Source organism: Staphylococcus caeli (assembly GCF_051413795.1).
GTDB lineage: Bacteria > Bacillota > Bacilli > Staphylococcales > Staphylococcaceae > Staphylococcus > Staphylococcus caeli_A.
Window position 1 is genome coordinate 76,852 of sequence record NZ_JBOIRQ010000009.1, and the last position, 15,835, is coordinate 92,686.

Genomic DNA, 15,835 nt, shown 5'->3' on the forward strand with positions numbered 1-15,835 from the left:
AAAATAGATATTATGAATGTATTTTGGTTATAATAGCAAAAAAGAGGGGTGGAGAAACATATGGAATATAGAATAGAAACTTTGCCAACATTGTCTGTTATTGGGGAAAAGAAAGCATATGCGACAGGTCAAAAGGCGCAAGAAAATATTTTTATGTTTTGGATGGCATTTGATGAAAGTGGTAAAAAAGAGCAACTCATTCAATTAGGAGACGATCAACTGCCTGGTTTACTTGGCGTTTGCATGCCGCAAGAAAATGGAGAAATGCATTATTTAATAGGGGTCACAAGTGAAGCTATGAATGCAAATTGGAATCAAATAGAATTAGTAGGCGGCCGTTATCTCGTCTTTGATGCTGTAGGCCCTGTACCAGAATCTATTAAAAAGGCGATGCAAACGATTAATAGAGACATTTTACCAAATCTGGATTATGAAATACGACATGCTCCGTTTTTTGAGTTTTATAAAGATGGGGAAATTAGAGAAGACGATTATGTCACTGAAATATGGTTGCCTATCGTTTAAAATTGGGCGAGGCTTGTATATGAGCTTCAGCACAGGTAAATTTAACGATCTGAGTCATCTTTTCCGAGGGAAAGATGACGAAATGTCCTATGAGAAAATGTGATTTTTGACCACTGCTATTTTCTGTCTATAGCATCATTTTTTATTGAATCGCATTACAATAAATGGTATTATTACATTAAGAAAACGTGTTGTTTCAACATGCTTTTCTAAAATTAGACAAAGAAAACACCTAGTTTGATTATGACTAACTAACTAGGTGTAAAAACATAGCAACATATTAGTGAGCTCTGAAACTCAACATATGTTAATCATTACAGCCTATTTTAGGTGCTCTCGTTAATGCCGTAACGAGGGCTATTTTTTTGTGTTTTTAGATAAGATGACTGTTAAGTACATAGTACCCACAACACATAAAGATATAGAGACATAAATATCTAAATTTATTATGATCATCATATATTATCACCTCAAATCATTACAGGTTTAACAGCTGAGAATGACTGACATATGATTTAAATAATAAAAGTGATCAGAAACGGAATGTTAGACGATCTGATCACTTTTTTGATTTATGCTGATTTTTTCAATATCACGGATTTTAATAAAATTTCTAGAACGACAATTAAAATAGCGGTTATGCATAAAATAATAATGTATGGCATGATACTGTATTCACCTTTTAAGCCAACAAGTGGGGACATCATCCCACCTAAGATAAATTGGAAAAGGCCGAGTAAACTTGAAGCATTACCACTTCCTCCAGTACGAGACTCCATAGCTAATGTAAAACTAAGTGGTCCTATACCTGTGACTGGACAAACATTTAAGAAAAATGCAATGACTAAAACCCATATTGGCAAGTGTAAAACGAGTGCGAAACAAATGAGTACCACTCCAATAAGTTGAATTACTGTTAGGCAAATAAGTAATACGTATCGATTGATATATTCTACAAGAAATGCAGTTAGCTGGCTCATGATGATAAGACCAATACCATTAATTGCAAATAAAATACTAAATTGTTGCGGCGTCATGTCATAGATTTTTTGAGTAATAAAGGGTGCAGCCGAAGCGAAACTAAATAACATGACGTACGTAAGCCCTTGTAATATCATAGGGATGATAAAAGCTGGTTTCTTTAATAAGTAGCCAAAGTCTTTAAAAATTTTAGAGAAATTAAGTTTAGCAAGTTCTGTACTTCGTGTTTCTTCCATTTTTAAGAAGGCAAATATCAAAATTGCCAAGCTAACAATAGTTAAAATAAGAAATATTGCTTGCCAGTTAGCGATACTTAAAGCATATCCACCTACTAATGGAGCAATAATTGTGATTATGCCATTGACTACGAGTAAGGAGGCGAGTCCTTTGGCTAAGGTTTTCCCTTTGTGTTTATCTCCGATAGAAGCTTTAGCAATGACGATAGCACCGCCACCCGTTAAACCTTGGATAAGGCGTATTATTAATAAAATTGATAAAGATGTGGTAAATACAGCTATCAGTGATGCAATGACATAGAGTGAAATAATGATTAATGCAATTTTTTTACGACCATATGCATCTGATAAAGGTCCGAAAATGAATTGTCCAATTGCTAAACCAATCATCGCAAATGAAAGTGTAAGTTGTACTTGAGAAGTCGTCGTTCCAAAATCACTTTGAACACTTGGTAATGAAGGGACATACATATCTATAGTTAAAGGTCCAAACGTTGTCATAATGCCCAACATTATAATGACCATTACCGGTAGTTGGCGATTAGAAGTTTTGTCCATGAGAAGTACTCCTTTATTTTCATTTATATAAGTTTTTATATGTAATTTGTTTATAGTAACTCAATTATTATCGCACACGAAATTATAAATGCAATGGCAAAAATATATAGCGGTAATGTGAAATTTGTAGCGCGATAATACTTTGATATGTATTATTATATAGTGTGATAGGTAAAATTAAAGATTCTTGAAATGTAATATTATGAAAACGACTTTATTATGAAGCGACCGTAGATTCAGAGTCGTTTTGTATATAGTAATGATACAGAATTGGATTAATAAATGAAGGAGTAATAAGATGACGTTAAGTAAAACCCAATACGAAATAATCAAATTTATAATTGTAGGCGGGATTAACACCTTAAATTACTATATTGTATATTTAATATTGCTAAAATTATTAGATGTAAATTATTTAGTAAGTCATATTAGTGGGTTTATAGTAAGTTTTATCATTTCCTACTATTTGAACTGTTATTTTGTTTACAAAGTAACGCCAACACTAAGAAAATTCATTAAATTCCCATTGACACAAGTAGTTAATATGGGAATGCAGACCTTGTTATTATACATATTTGTTCAGTGGTTCCATATTTCATCGGTAATTGCGCCATTTGTAGGTCTGATTATTACGATACCGATTACGTTTATATTGTCTAAATATTTATTGAAAGACTGAATTTTTATATACCAAATCTTATTTTTAAGGTTTGGTATTTTTCGATTTTAATTAGTTATTTAAGTTGTTTTTAGGTAAGGCTAAACAAATAATTAAAATAAAAATATTAAATAATTTTAAAATAAAAAATGTTGTAAATAGGTTTGCGATGGTTCATAATATATAGTCCAATACCAATTAAGGTGGCATAGAACATGACACAAAATGAAAATTTAAAATTAGCACAAAAGGGTGCATATTTAAGTTTAGTTGTTTATATCATTCTTTCTATTCTAAAATTCATCGTAGGCTATGTCTATGATTCAGCAGCAGTACGTGCAGATAGTTTAAATAATATGACCGATATTATTGTTTCGTTAGCAGTAATTGTTGGTTTAAAAATCTCAATTAAACCTGCAGATAAAAATCATCCATATGGACATCTTAAGTCAGAAAATATTTCAACATTACTTGTTTCTTTCATTATTATGTTTGTAGGTATTCAAGTTGTAATTGAAAACTTTCCTAAAATCTTTTCCAATGAGCATGCAACGCCCAATGCTATAACAATCTATGTCAGTATTATCAGTGGTATCATCATGCTGCTTGTGTTCTTCATTAATCAAAAGTTGGCCAAACGCACGAATAGCAGTTCCTTAAATTCAGCAGCTAAAGATAATTTATCGGATGCTTTAGTCAGTATTGGTACTGCAATTGGCTTAGTATTTACACAGCTAGGTTTCCCTATCCTAGATACTGTATTGGCCACAGTGTTAGGTTTATTAATTATTTATACGGGCTTTGGTATATTTAGAGAATCTATCTTCACGTTGAGTGATGGTTTCAACGAACAAGAATTAGAAGATTATAAGAATGATATTTTAGAAATAGACGGAGTAATTGATGTTCAATCTATTAAAGGACGTTATCATGGAAGTAGTATATTTGTTGATGTGACAATCGTTGTAGATTCTTATTTAACACTTGAAGATGCACATCATAATTGCGATAAAGTAGAAAATCATATGCATGGTAAAGGCATTTCTTCTGTTTATGTACATCCTGAACCTGCATCTATTCAATAAAAGTTTCATAAAAAAAAGCGAATCCATAATGAATTGGATTCGCTTTTTTTATATTATAAATGATATGAAGTAGGATGTACTTACCACCAGCCGTTAGCTAAACGGAAGTCAATTGCTGCATCAATTGAACCATAACGCTCTTCAGCGTATTTAATCATACCTTTTGTTTGTTCTTCTACAGATCCAGTGCCCCAAGCTTCTTTCGTTTGACCTAATCCTCTGTAACCTAATTCATTAACAGCGTCAGGATTACCACTTGATTCAGGCATTACAATATTATCCCATAATGCTTTTGTGCCACCAGCTTCGATGAATTGGCTATATACGTCATTGTTTGATTGAGTTTCTGCCGCATCAGCTGTTGGCGTGTTTGAGCTAACACCTAATCCTGTTGCTGCAATTGTAATCGATGCGAAAGATGCAATTAATAATTTTTTCATTGTTAAAAATCCTCCTAATTGATTAACCTGTAATACAGATATTGTTATATCAGGTTTATTGGTACATGTTGCTCTGATTAATTCCTTATTTGCTTTTCTTAATTCAACGTTTACAACTATAACATCCAAAAAAAGCGCATAGGTTACAGAAAAATAAAAATAAAGTATCTTTTATGAACAATAGAAGACATTTATTTCAAAATCAGGTGTAAATTGTTATAATTTTAATGTGTTTCAAAATATACATATGATAGAAATCCTATGATGTCTAGATGTTCGAAAGTGATTGATATTCTAGTTACTCGTAATATTTCTGTAATTATCAGTAAAAAATTTAATTAATGAAAGAAGGAATACAATGCCAAAATTAATTTTATGTAGACATGGTCAAAGTGTATGGAATGCTGAGAACCTATTTACAGGTTGGGCAGATGTTGATTTATCAGAACAAGGTAAAAACGAAGCGATTACGTCTGGTCAGAAACTAAAGGCACAAGGCATTGAAATAGATATTGTCTATACATCATTGCTTGCTCGTGCGATCAAAACAACATATCATTTATTAAATGAATCAGACCAATTATTTATCCCAATTATAAAGTCATGGAGACTAAACGAAAGACATTATGGTGGACTCCAAGGTTTAAATAAAGACGATGCACGAGAGCAATTCGGAGAAGAACAAGTACATATTTGGAGACGTTCATATGATATTGCACCTCCAAAACAGAGTGAAAAACAAAGAGACGGTTATTTAAATGACCGCAAATATGAACATATCGATCGTCGTGTGATGCCAGAATCTGAAAGTTTGAAAGATACATTAGTCCGTGTCATTCCATACTGGAATGATCAAATTTCACAACAATTGTTAGACGGAAAAACAGTACTCGTTTCAGCACATGGAAATTCATTGCGTGCACTTATTAAATATCTCGAAGACGTATCTGATGAAGATATTATTAATTATGAAATTAAAACAGGGGCACCATTGATTTATGAATTAACAGATGACTTAAAAGTAATTGATAAATATTACTTGTAAACAAGACAGAAGCACAAACTAATAAAACAATAATGGAGACTGCGACATGTATTTTGTCCAGTCTCCATTTTATTTGTAAAACATATGGGATATTAAATATAGTATTTTGTTTATTGTAGAAAATGCATGCCTATCAATAATCGCTTGTAAAATTAGAGGAAAATGCCATTATATTATTTGTTACGCTTATGTTGTTGAATAATTTTGCGTGCACGCTTTCTTGTTTTAATATTTGGACTATTTAAGTTTCTACGTGCAGTTTGTAAATCAAGTTTCATCTTAGTAACCTCCTTTATTTTATAGAAATTATTATGAAGGAGTGGAACAGAAAAGTAAATAGTAATTATTACGATTTAAATCCTTTACATTAGACTTTGCATTAAATTTTTAGCAACTTTTGTAAAAAATACAATATTTTTAAGTAATTTTAATGTCAGTCCATGGAAATAAATGTATAATGCATAAATGCGACAAATTTAAGTAAGATAGACTAAGTGTAAATAGGAGAGAAACATGACTCAAAAAACAAAAATAATAATGATATTAATGATGTTGTTTGGTGGCTTTTTTGGACTTTTAAATGAAACATTGTTAACAACGGCATTACCAAGCATTATGAAAGACTTTAATATAGATTACACGCAAGTACAATGGTTAACGACGGCATTCTTGTTAACAAATGGTGTTGTAGTACCACTATCTGCAATGGTGATTCAACGATATTCAACAAGACAAGTATTTTTAACTGCTATTTTCATCTTCTTTATAGGAACGATAATTGCAGGATTTAGTCCGAACTTTAGTGTGCTTTTAAGTGCAAGAATTGTTCAGGCATTAGGATCAGGTATCATGATGCCATTAATGATGACGACAATATTAGATATCTTTGAACCACATGAACGTGGGAAATATATGGGGACATTTGGTTTAGTAATTGGTTTAGCACCAGCTATTGGACCAACGCTTTCAGGGTATTTAGTAGAATACTTTGATTGGCGTTCACTATTCCATGTAGTGGCTCCAATTGCCGCATTAACGTTTATTGCATCATTTAAGTTTGTAAAAAATGTTGGTACAAATAGAAAAACACCAATTGATATATTATCAATTGTATTATCAGTACTAGGATTTGGTGGATTGTTATATGGTACAAGTTCAATTTCAAGAGATGGTTGGAACGATCCTATCGTACTTACAACAGTCATCGGCGGTATCATATTAGTTGCGATATTTATTTTCAGACAAACGCGTCTCAAAACACCTTTACTCGATTTTTCAGTATTTAAAAATAGTCAATTCGCAGTAGGGATTGTTATCATGGCATTTACAATGATTGCAATGATTGGTTCTGAAACGGTATTACCAATGTTTGTACAAAACATTATGAAAGATACAGCTTTACAGTCTGGTCTTATTTTATTACCAGGTGCGATTGTAATGGGGATTATGTCAGTAGTCTCAGGAATATTATATGAAAAATATGGTGCGAAAATATTAGCATTTATCGGAATGCTGATTGTTGTTGTAACAAGTTCATACTTTATCTTTATGGATGAACACACATCTTCTGTTATATTAGCAACTGTGTATGCGATTCGTATGATAGGGATTGCACTAGGTTTAATGCCATTAATGACGCATACGATGAATCAACTTTCACGTGATATGAATGCGCATGGGTCTTCAATGACTAATACTGTACAACAAATTTCAGCATCTATAGGTACAGCAGGACTTATTACAATCATGAGTCAAGTTGCTAAAGATTTCACTCCTAACATGAGTGACTATAAAGGCATGGGCAAGAAGGAAATGGCAATGCAAATCCAACATGAAGCATTATTAAGTGGCTATCATGCAGCGTTTTGGTTTGCAGTAAGTATTTCAGTTATTAGTTTGATTAGTGTATTTATGCTTAAAAGTAAACGTAAAATAGACCAAGAACAAGAACAAGAGCAAGCTCAAGCTCAAGCTCAAACGCAGACACCAGAATAAAATAGTATTAAATAAAAAGAAGCACTCAGATGAATTGAATTAAATCATCTGAGTGCTATTTTTCTGGAATCTATAATCCAGACTTCTGTTATATATTAAGTTATTATAATTTTCCTGAAATTTTTCCAGCTTTATATAGTAACGGTTTGATTGGTTTTACAAAGTCACCAATATATTCTTCAACGTGCGCGTTAAATCCTTTTTTGAATTGTTGTACGCCGTAGTCAATTGCATCTTCACTAAAGTCACCTGTAATACCATAGAAGTTATAGCGATCAATATTATGGTCTTTAGCAAATTTAATCATTTCCCATTGTAATTTATAGGCACCCATATAGGCATTATATTTTGGATTTGAACCACTAGATAAGTAGTAAACTTCGTAGTCATTGTAAATATAAATAGCAGCAGCAAGGTCAAGGATAGCACCATCTGTTGCGATTGTAGCATGTGTGTCATCAATTTTACGTTGGGTACTCGTAATTTGTTGGTTGAGTTGTGTTTGTTTGGTCTTTTGTTTTTTTGAATTAGGACTTTCTGCTAATGCAGTTTCAACATCTTTCATTTGATTGTTTAAGTCATCTAATTTTTGTTGAAGCTCATTGGCATACTCGTTTAAATCAATATAGGCTAATTGTAGTGAAGCATAACCTTGGTAATCTCTTTGCAACTGTTTGAAATAAGGTTCATCACGGAAACTAAAGCCATGCTTTTCTTCAGCCATTTTAAATAATTTGAAAAAGCGATCTGTTTCTTCAATTGGTAATTGTCTTACTTTCACGCCCATTTCGTCAGTACGCTTGATATTACGGCGTGTTTGATAATCCATTTCTTTTAATAGTTGTTGCTCAGATTTTCCTTTTAAATCTAAAACAGAAAGCCAGCGGATTTGGCTCGATTTAGAATAACCTACAGGATAACCTTGATGTTGATAGCCTAGTTGTTCAAAGGTACTGATAAGCACACGATTATCATAACTTTCAATAATTTCACCATCTGCATTTCTTAAATTCTCTAAAATATATGGATCAAGTAATACATAAAGACAGTTATGTTTTTTTAAGTAATCAGTTAGTGATTTAAAATAAAAATTCACTAACGCGATGTTGTTATAGTCGAGAATTGGTCCACGTTGACTATAAAAATATTTAAAATATTTTAATGCACGTGCTTCGGTAAACATACCCGCAGCTATGACTTTTCCCTCATCATCTTTAACGCCTAACAGGTGTGCTTGATGTTGCGCGTCATAGTTAATGCGTGTTTGTGTATAATGAGAAAAGTGAGTTTGTGTGAATTGCTGAAATTCTTCAGGGGTAAGATTCACAAATAACATGTGTTTTGCCTCCTTAAATGGCAATATTTATTTTGAAATTAAATTGGTTAACATATATATACAGTATATCAAAGTCAACATTAAATACCATGAATTATGTAATAGAAAACGTAATACTAATTTATAAGTAAAATAAATCGAGTTTGTATATTTTTAAAGATAATTATTAAAATTAGAGTAGTACATTCCGATTAATCAGTGTATGATATGATTTACGGGAATAATGTATTGAAATGATTTTAGTTTTAGGAGTGAATTGAATAATGAAAAAACTAGTCGTGCTTATTGCGCTAGCTACACTGGTCATTGCTGGATGTAGTAGTGGTAAATATGCAGATAAAATAGATAAAGCTGTGAAGAAACAAGAAAAATATCAAAAAAACTTAGCGAAAGAACATAAAGGTGATGTTGAACGCAAATTTGAGAAGAAAAACTCAAATATATACGTTTATGACAAAGGGAAATATGTGATGATTGCATATAAACCTATCAAGGATGACGAAGAAGTACATCATTACACATATCAATTTAAAGATGGTAAAGCACAATATATTAAAGATTTTAAAGCTAAAGGCTATGCGCAGAAACATGAGCCTGACTATAAAGAAGAAAATATGGATATCGAATCATAGATAAGCGACAACTTGAGGTGAACTTAAAAATATTATGAAGAAACGATGGTCATTTATAGTATTAATGGTAGTAGTTATTATAGCAACAGCCTGTTCTAACGATACAGCAGTGCATAAAGAAGACAAAAAAGACAACCAAGGTAGAGTAAAAGTGATTATGTATGGTGACTTTAAATGTCCTTATTGTAAAAAAGTGGAAACCAAAGTCATGCCTAACTTGAAAAAAGAATATATTGATACTAACAAAATAGACTATCAATTTGTGAATATGGCTTTTTTAGGTGATGATAGTATTATTGGTTCAAGAGCAAGTCATGCCGTTCATCATTATGGACCAAAACAGTTTTTAAAATTCCAACAATTGATGTTTGAACAACAACCAAATTCAGAAAAAGCATGGATAAATAACAAACTAGTAGATAAACAAATAGATAGATTATCGATATCTAAATCAGTTAAAGCTCAGATAAAGGAAGATTATAAACGTAAAAATAGTAAATCATGGAAAGCCGCACAAAAAGATCAACAACAATATAAAGACAATCATGTGAAAACTGCGCCGACGGTTTATATACATGGTGACAAATTAGAAGATCCATACGATTTTGAACAATATAAGAAGAAAATTGATAAACATCTTTAAGTAAAAAAGTCCTAAAACATATAAAGCGTATGTTTTAGGATTTTTTTATGTGTAGATACAAATCGAAATAATTCCTAAAAAACTTGGTTATACTATTGCGCTTTGTTAAAAGTAGGACTATAATAATAAATCGTAACAATTACTATTTGGGAGGATTACATAATGAAAAGAGTGACATACTTACTTTTAATCACTGTAGCACTTATTGTCGTTTTAGCAGGCTGTGGTAATACAGATAAAGATAAATCGGGGAGCAACGATGGCAAAAAAATTAAGATTAATACGACTGTTTTTCCGTTAAAATCATTTGCAGAACAAATCGGTGGTGACCATGTAGAAGTATCATCAATTTATCCTGCGGGGACAGATTTACATAGTTATGAACCAACACAAAAAGATATTATCAATGCATCAAAATCTGACTTGTTTTTATACACAGGAGATAACTTGGACCCTGTAGCTAAAAAAGTTGCAGCAACAATAACACAAAAAGATAAAAAATTATCACTTGAAGACAAGTTAGATAAATCACAATTATTAACTGATCAGCATAGTCACGAAGGTGAGGATCATGAACATAGTGAAGATGAACATCACCATCATGGTGGTTATGATCCACATGTTTGGTTAGATCCTAAGTATAATCAAATTTTTGCAAAGGCAATCAAAGATGAATTAGTAAAAAAAGATCCTAAACATAAATCAGAATATGAAAAAAACTATCAAAAACTCAATGACGAGCTTAAAAAAATTGATCAACAAATGAAAGATGTTACAAAAGATAAGCAGGGTAATACGGTATTTATTTCACATGAATCAATAGGTTATTTAGCTGAAAGATATGGTTTTGTACAAAAAGGCATACAAAACATGAATGCAGAGGATCCTTCACAAAAAGCTTTAACTAAAATCGTAAAAGAAATTAAAGACTCAGGTGCAAAATACATTTTGTATGAAGATAATGTATCGAATAAAGTAACGGATACAATACGCAAAGAAACAGAAGCCAAACCTTTAAAATTCTATAATATGGAAACATTAAACAAACAACAGCAACAAAATCATAAATTAACGTATCAATCATTGATGGAACAAAATATTAACAATATTGATAAGGCACTCAATGATGAAATTAAAACAGAGAACCATGATAAAGAAGATTCAAAACATGACAAGGCAATATCAGATGGTTATTTTAAAGATTCACAGGTAAAAGATAGAACTTTAGCTGATTATAAAGGGAATTGGAAGTCTGTATATCCATATTTAAAAGATGGGACATTGGATGATGTAATGAAGCATAAAGCAGAAGAGGATGATTCGATGTCTGAGAAAGAATATAAAGCTTATTATGATAAAGGCTATAAAACAGATATCAATCACATTAAGATTGGAAATGACACGATAACATTTGAAAAAGATGGCAAAAAAATTACAGGCAAATACATTTACGATGGCAAAGATATTTTAAAATATGAAAAAGGTAACAGAGGTGTCAGATATACTTTTAAATTAAAGGATAGTGACCAAGAAGGATTACCGAAGTATGTGCAATTTAGTGATCACAATATTGCACCTAAGAAGTCAGAACACTTCCATATATTTATGGGAAATGACAAAAAGAAAGTATTGAAAGAACTAGATAATTGGCCAACATACTATCCAGCAAACTTGAATGGTAAAGGCATTAAAGAGGAAATGATGGCACATTAAATAGGGAAACGTCATTAATATTAACTTCTTCAAATATATAAGATTCACATGAATACATTTAAAGAATAAGGGAATAAAATATATGTAATCCAAGAGTGAAACATTTTAGTTGATATATTTTATATACTTGATATAATAAGTGTATCAAAAACTTAAAGATACTTTGGAGGTAGATTTTAAATGACAAAATTCAATTTTGATCCAGCACACTCAGTTGTGGAATTTTCAGTGAAACACTTAATGATTTCTAATATTAAAGGTAGATTTACTGACTTTAATGCAAATATTGATGGTAATATTGATGATTTAAATTCAATTAATGGTGTATTTACAATTGATGCAAATTCAATTGATACACGCATTGGTGATCGTGACGCACATTTACGTGGTGAGGATTTCTTAGATGTAGCAAACAACCCAGAAATTAAATTTGAAATTACAAAAGCAAACGAAAAATCAATTACAGGTAATGTTACGATTAAAGGCGTTACGAACGAAGAAACATTTGACTTATCATATGAAGGCCAAAGTAAGAACCCAATGAATGGTGCTACGACTGCAGGTTTTGTAGTAAATGGTTCAATTAACCGTGAAAAATACGGTATTAGTTTCAACCAAGCATTAGAAACTGGTGGCGTTATGATTGGTAAAGATGTGAAGTTCCAAGTGAGCTTAGAGTTTGCATTAGAAGATTAAAATTCACCTACAAATAGTTATAATGAGATATAAATAATGGGTGCTCAACAATTGTTGAGCACCCATTTTCAATTAATCCGTTGAGTTATTTGATTTTTTGTCACGCCAATATTGTACTAAGAGCGTAATGATAAATCCCCAAGAGATAACTATAAGTATGATAGATGATACTAGTAAAAAGTTTTTATTGGTATAATCGCCGCCCACGAATAACTTACCAATTAGATTTGGTAGACTAATTAATAATATGATAAATGCAAAATATTTTTGCTTAAGTAAGAAGCAAGCGATGATTGTCACTACAAGTAAAGTGATTCCAATAATGAAATTTACATTTTCAGATGGTCTCCATAAAGTGAGTATAGGATGATCGCGCACTAAAAACTCACATAGTATATAAATTCCAAAAGTAATTACGGACACACATCCAACGATAGTATAAGTGATTTTGCTATCGCCCCATTTTAATACTACTTTTTTTACTAAAAATAGGGTTGCAAAAAGCGAACCTACAAAGATGAAAATAATATATAAAATTAAGGCTAAAGTTAATTGAAATGAATTATCTAACATTCTTGGAATAATAGCCATGAGGAGCATAAATAAAATAATATAACTGATATATTTATATATGCCTTGGGTGAGTTTGAGTTCTTTTGAAAATGTATCCGCATATGTTTTAATCGGTGTGTTTAATAACTCATCAATATTATCACCATTAGATTCAGCAGTTGTTATATGGTCACGTAATTCTTCTTCAATCGCATTAATATTAGCTTCGTTTTTTCCACGAAATAATAATTCAATTCTCAGTTTTAATAAAAAATCTTCAGCTTTTTTACTCAACATGATTAACACTCCTCATTAAATTATTCATACCACTATTTAAGTCATGCCACTTAGTTTTAAATTGTGCTAATTCAATTTTCCCTTCAGCTGTGATTGTATAATATTTACGCTTCGGACCACTTGTACTTGATTTTTTGGTGTAGGAGATAATATAGCCTTTCTTACTTAATCGTAATAACACCGGATAAATACTGCCATCACTGATTTCAGGAAATTGCTGTGCTTTAAGTTTATCTAGTATCTCGTAACCATACGTTTCTCCTTGGGCAATAAGACCTAAAATTGCGCCATCTAAGAGACCTTTCATCATTTGACTTGAAACTGACATGGCAACCATCTCCTAACTATCTTATAATATAAGATAGTATAAATTACATTTCACGTCAACTGATCTTCAGGCATACAAATCCATAGGTATGTAGCTATATTTAATTATTAACTGCAGTGTAATTTGGGTATAGTATGGATAAAGAAGGAGATGAATGATATGACAACGAGCTTACCTAAAATAGGGAAACCAGCGACAAATGCACTTAATAATATAGGAGTAACTAGTTTAGAGGCAGTTTCTAAATATGAGCGTACGACATTGCTTGGCATTCATGGGGTTGGTCCGAAAGCGATTGATATTTTGGAAGACGCCTTGAAGGCAAAAAATATGAATTTTAAAGGTGAAACAGGTATAGAGGTGCCATTTCAACTTACAGGAGATTTGTCGTGCGATAATGCACCAAAAAGGCAAAATATGTTGACGTTTCTTATTAACTCAGCACTCATAGATGAAGATAAACTGCGAACAGTCTTGACCGAAGATGTAGTTTGGGAAGTTGCCGGAGCATTCAAAATAGAAGGTTTTGATGCATTGGTTCAAGAATTAACTGAACACCAAACGAATATTGCTTCAATTGAAGTGAAAGCAAATATTTCTCATGGTAAAAGTGGTGCAATACATGGTACACAAACTGCAGAAAACGGCTCGATTGTTTATTTTTCAGATGTGTTTGAATTTGAAAGTCATCGAAAAGATGCAAAAATAAAATATATAACATCATATGTCATCATGGATGAAGGAGAATCTTAAATGAGTGTACAAGTAGAAGAAAATAAAATCATTTTCACAAGAGAGTTTAACGCAACAGCGGAAAAAATATTCGAGGCATACACAGAACAATCACTATTTGAAGCATGGTTTCATCCTCAAGGCGCTACTACAGAAGTATATGAATTCGATGTGAGAACTGGAGGAAAAGCATTTTTTGCAATTCGCGCACCTCAAGGTACAAGTTATACTATCACTCAATACAATGAAGTGGCAGAACCGAAATTAATAGACTACAATGATTACTTTGCAGATAAAGAAGGAAACATAGACAGTAAAATGGCAGGCATGCATAATACAATTCAACTAGAGCCGAATGAAGATGGCACAACTACATTAAATGCCATTGCTGAATTACCCGATGCAAAAGCAGCACAACAACTATTAGATATGGGCGTTGAAGCGGGCATGAATAGCACCTTTGACAATTTAGAAAGCTTATTGGCAAGTCGCTAGAAAAGTCAAAGAATTGTTGAAATCATAACCATCACTTTTCAGTATAATTAATATTGAAAAGAGGTGTGTGTGATGAATAAACGTTATTTAAAAGTCCTATGGCTTTATTCATTTAGTACATTAGTACCAGCATTATTGCTTAATGAAAAAAGTCTAAGCAGCCATACATTTAAATGGTTTTTGCGTACATGCGCAGGTTACGGAATCTTTGCTTACGGCTTACACGTACTAACTAAATTTAAACAATAGTCGAAAGTTTGAATTTATGTAATAATCCCACGTGCAATTTTGCATGTGGGATTGTGTTTTTTAAAAACGTTCTATAACACCTTGAATGGTGTAGGTATTGAGTTTATTGATAATGGTTTCGTCTACTTCGTTAAAAATACCATCAAGCGTTTGGCTGATATGTTTACCGACATAGCATTGTGGGTTTGTATCTTTATGAATTTTAGCAAAATGTGATGTTTCTGCAAAAATGAGTTGATAGACATCGCCTAAATTAATTTCTGAAGCTGGACGTGCTAATCGATAACCTGAAATGCCTTGACTGCTTTGAATTAATTGTCCATTTCGTAAGTAGCGACATAGTTTGCGCACGAGAGTCGCATTACTATTAATACTATCAGCAATATATTGACTTGATACAGGTTCTTTTTCTGTGGCAAGTAGCGTTAAAATATGTATAGAAACAGAAAACTGCGTATTCAATGAGGTACCTCCTTTATGTACAATCTTGTGTATGATTTGTATACAAGTTGAGTTTACGGGAAATTGTACTAACTATCAATCTATTTATATGATGAATTGTCAATTTAACTGCAACAGACTTACAGTGAAAATTTCATAAGGTGTACACCAATTAAGACACTTTCTTGGTCGATGATT

At 31.9% G+C, this 15,835-nt stretch carries 19 protein-coding genes; 12 read left to right on the plus strand and 7 right to left on the minus strand.

Annotated elements, in window-relative coordinates; all coding sequences use genetic code 11:
* Positions 1 to 60: 60 nt before the first annotated feature.
* Positions 61 to 525 (plus strand): GyrI-like domain-containing protein, encoded by a 465-nt coding sequence (locus ACSULM_RS06590; protein ID WP_436861513.1) that lies wholly within the window; start codon positions 61 to 63, stop codon positions 523 to 525.
* Positions 526 to 1,097: 572 nt separating this feature from the next.
* On the opposite strand, the gene ACSULM_RS06595 is transcribed toward ACSULM_RS06590, so the two are convergent.
* The gene (locus tag ACSULM_RS06595; RefSeq protein ID WP_436861515.1) at positions 1,098 to 2,300 is read right to left on the minus strand and encodes a multidrug effflux MFS transporter; all 1,203 of its coding nucleotides are present in this window, start codon (positions 2,298 to 2,300) and stop codon (positions 1,098 to 1,100) included.
* A 298-nt stretch (positions 2,301 to 2,598) separates the two neighbouring features.
* On the opposite strand from ACSULM_RS06595, the gene ACSULM_RS06600 reads away from it, so the two are divergent.
* On the plus strand, positions 2,599 to 2,979 hold the full coding sequence (locus tag ACSULM_RS06600) for a GtrA family protein (protein WP_436861516.1): 381 nt from the start codon (positions 2,599 to 2,601) through the stop codon (positions 2,977 to 2,979).
* A 194-nt stretch (positions 2,980 to 3,173) separates the two neighbouring features.
* Positions 3,174 to 4,043: a cation diffusion facilitator family transporter gene (locus ACSULM_RS06605; RefSeq protein ID WP_436861518.1), complete on the plus strand. Its 870-nt coding sequence runs from the start codon at positions 3,174 to 3,176 to the stop codon at positions 4,041 to 4,043.
* 80 nt (positions 4,044 to 4,123) lie between these two features.
* Here the strand turns inward: ACSULM_RS06605 and ACSULM_RS06610 are convergent, their stop codons facing one another.
* On the minus strand, positions 4,124 to 4,483 hold the full coding sequence (locus ACSULM_RS06610) for a hypothetical protein (RefSeq protein ID WP_436861520.1): 360 nt from the start codon (positions 4,481 to 4,483) through the stop codon (positions 4,124 to 4,126).
* A 358-nt stretch (positions 4,484 to 4,841) separates the two neighbouring features.
* Here ACSULM_RS06610 and ACSULM_RS06615 point away from each other — a divergent pair, with 358 nt between their 5' ends.
* The gene (locus ACSULM_RS06615) at positions 4,842 to 5,528 is read left to right on the plus strand and encodes a 2,3-diphosphoglycerate-dependent phosphoglycerate mutase (protein ID WP_436861521.1); all 687 of its coding nucleotides are present in this window, start codon (positions 4,842 to 4,844) and stop codon (positions 5,526 to 5,528) included.
* A 173-nt stretch (positions 5,529 to 5,701) separates the two neighbouring features.
* Here the strand turns inward: ACSULM_RS06615 and ACSULM_RS06620 are convergent, their stop codons facing one another.
* Positions 5,702 to 5,806, minus strand: coding sequence for a putative metal homeostasis protein (locus ACSULM_RS06620; RefSeq protein ID WP_017722768.1), 105 nt, complete (start codon positions 5,804 to 5,806; stop codon positions 5,702 to 5,704).
* A 235-nt stretch (positions 5,807 to 6,041) separates the two neighbouring features.
* On the opposite strand from ACSULM_RS06620, the gene ACSULM_RS06625 reads away from it, so the two are divergent.
* The gene (locus ACSULM_RS06625; RefSeq protein WP_436861523.1) at positions 6,042 to 7,523 is read left to right on the plus strand and encodes an MDR family MFS transporter; all 1,482 of its coding nucleotides are present in this window, start codon (positions 6,042 to 6,044) and stop codon (positions 7,521 to 7,523) included.
* A gap of 103 nt (positions 7,524 to 7,626) precedes the next feature.
* On the opposite strand, the gene ACSULM_RS06630 is transcribed toward ACSULM_RS06625, so the two are convergent.
* The gene (locus ACSULM_RS06630; RefSeq protein WP_436861526.1) at positions 7,627 to 8,859 is read right to left on the minus strand and encodes an aminoacyltransferase; all 1,233 of its coding nucleotides are present in this window, start codon (positions 8,857 to 8,859) and stop codon (positions 7,627 to 7,629) included.
* Positions 8,860 to 9,122: 263 nt separating this feature from the next.
* Here ACSULM_RS06630 and ACSULM_RS06635 point away from each other — a divergent pair, with 263 nt between their 5' ends.
* From ACSULM_RS06635 to ACSULM_RS06650, 4 genes are all read left to right on the plus strand, one after another.
* On the plus strand, positions 9,123 to 9,491 hold the full coding sequence (locus ACSULM_RS06635) for a cystatin-like fold lipoprotein (protein WP_436861528.1): 369 nt from the start codon (positions 9,123 to 9,125) through the stop codon (positions 9,489 to 9,491).
* A gap of 34 nt (positions 9,492 to 9,525) precedes the next feature.
* On the plus strand, positions 9,526 to 10,134 hold the full coding sequence (locus ACSULM_RS06640) for a DsbA family protein (RefSeq protein ID WP_436861529.1): 609 nt from the start codon (positions 9,526 to 9,528) through the stop codon (positions 10,132 to 10,134).
* Between the two features lie 162 nt (positions 10,135 to 10,296).
* The gene (gene adcA, locus ACSULM_RS06645) at positions 10,297 to 11,847 is read left to right on the plus strand and encodes a zinc ABC transporter substrate-binding lipoprotein AdcA (RefSeq protein ID WP_436861530.1); all 1,551 of its coding nucleotides are present in this window, start codon (positions 10,297 to 10,299) and stop codon (positions 11,845 to 11,847) included.
* Between the two features lie 180 nt (positions 11,848 to 12,027).
* The gene (locus ACSULM_RS06650; RefSeq protein ID WP_436861532.1) at positions 12,028 to 12,543 is read left to right on the plus strand and encodes a YceI family protein; all 516 of its coding nucleotides are present in this window, start codon (positions 12,028 to 12,030) and stop codon (positions 12,541 to 12,543) included.
* 72 nt (positions 12,544 to 12,615) lie between these two features.
* Here ACSULM_RS06650 and ACSULM_RS06655 read toward each other — a convergent pair whose 3' ends face one another.
* Positions 12,616 to 13,392 (minus strand): hypothetical protein, encoded by a 777-nt coding sequence (locus ACSULM_RS06655; RefSeq protein ID WP_436861533.1) that lies wholly within the window; start codon positions 13,390 to 13,392, stop codon positions 12,616 to 12,618.
* Positions 13,382 to 13,720, minus strand: coding sequence for a PadR family transcriptional regulator (locus ACSULM_RS06660; RefSeq protein WP_436861535.1), 339 nt, complete (start codon positions 13,718 to 13,720; stop codon positions 13,382 to 13,384). The genes ACSULM_RS06655 and ACSULM_RS06660 overlap by 11 nt, the downstream gene beginning before the upstream one ends.
* Before the next feature lie 159 nt (positions 13,721 to 13,879).
* Between ACSULM_RS06660 and ACSULM_RS06665 the strand changes: the two genes are divergently transcribed.
* The 3 genes from ACSULM_RS06665 to ACSULM_RS06675 all read left to right on the plus strand — a co-directional run bounded on the left by ACSULM_RS06665 (position 13,880) and on the right by ACSULM_RS06675 (position 15,196).
* Positions 13,880 to 14,473, plus strand: a complete 594-nt coding sequence (locus ACSULM_RS06665; RefSeq protein WP_436861536.1) for a DNA-binding protein — start codon at positions 13,880 to 13,882, stop codon at positions 14,471 to 14,473.
* On the plus strand, positions 14,474 to 14,947 hold the full coding sequence (locus ACSULM_RS06670) for an SRPBCC family protein (RefSeq protein WP_436861538.1): 474 nt from the start codon (positions 14,474 to 14,476) through the stop codon (positions 14,945 to 14,947).
* A gap of 72 nt (positions 14,948 to 15,019) precedes the next feature.
* On the plus strand, positions 15,020 to 15,196 hold the full coding sequence (locus tag ACSULM_RS06675; protein ID WP_436861541.1) for a hypothetical protein: 177 nt from the start codon (positions 15,020 to 15,022) through the stop codon (positions 15,194 to 15,196).
* Positions 15,197 to 15,256: 60 nt separating this feature from the next.
* Here ACSULM_RS06675 and ACSULM_RS06680 read toward each other — a convergent pair whose 3' ends face one another.
* Positions 15,257 to 15,658: an Rrf2 family transcriptional regulator gene (locus ACSULM_RS06680; RefSeq protein WP_436861543.1), complete on the minus strand. Its 402-nt coding sequence runs from the start codon at positions 15,656 to 15,658 to the stop codon at positions 15,257 to 15,259.
* Between the last annotated feature and the right edge of the window lie 177 nt (positions 15,659 to 15,835).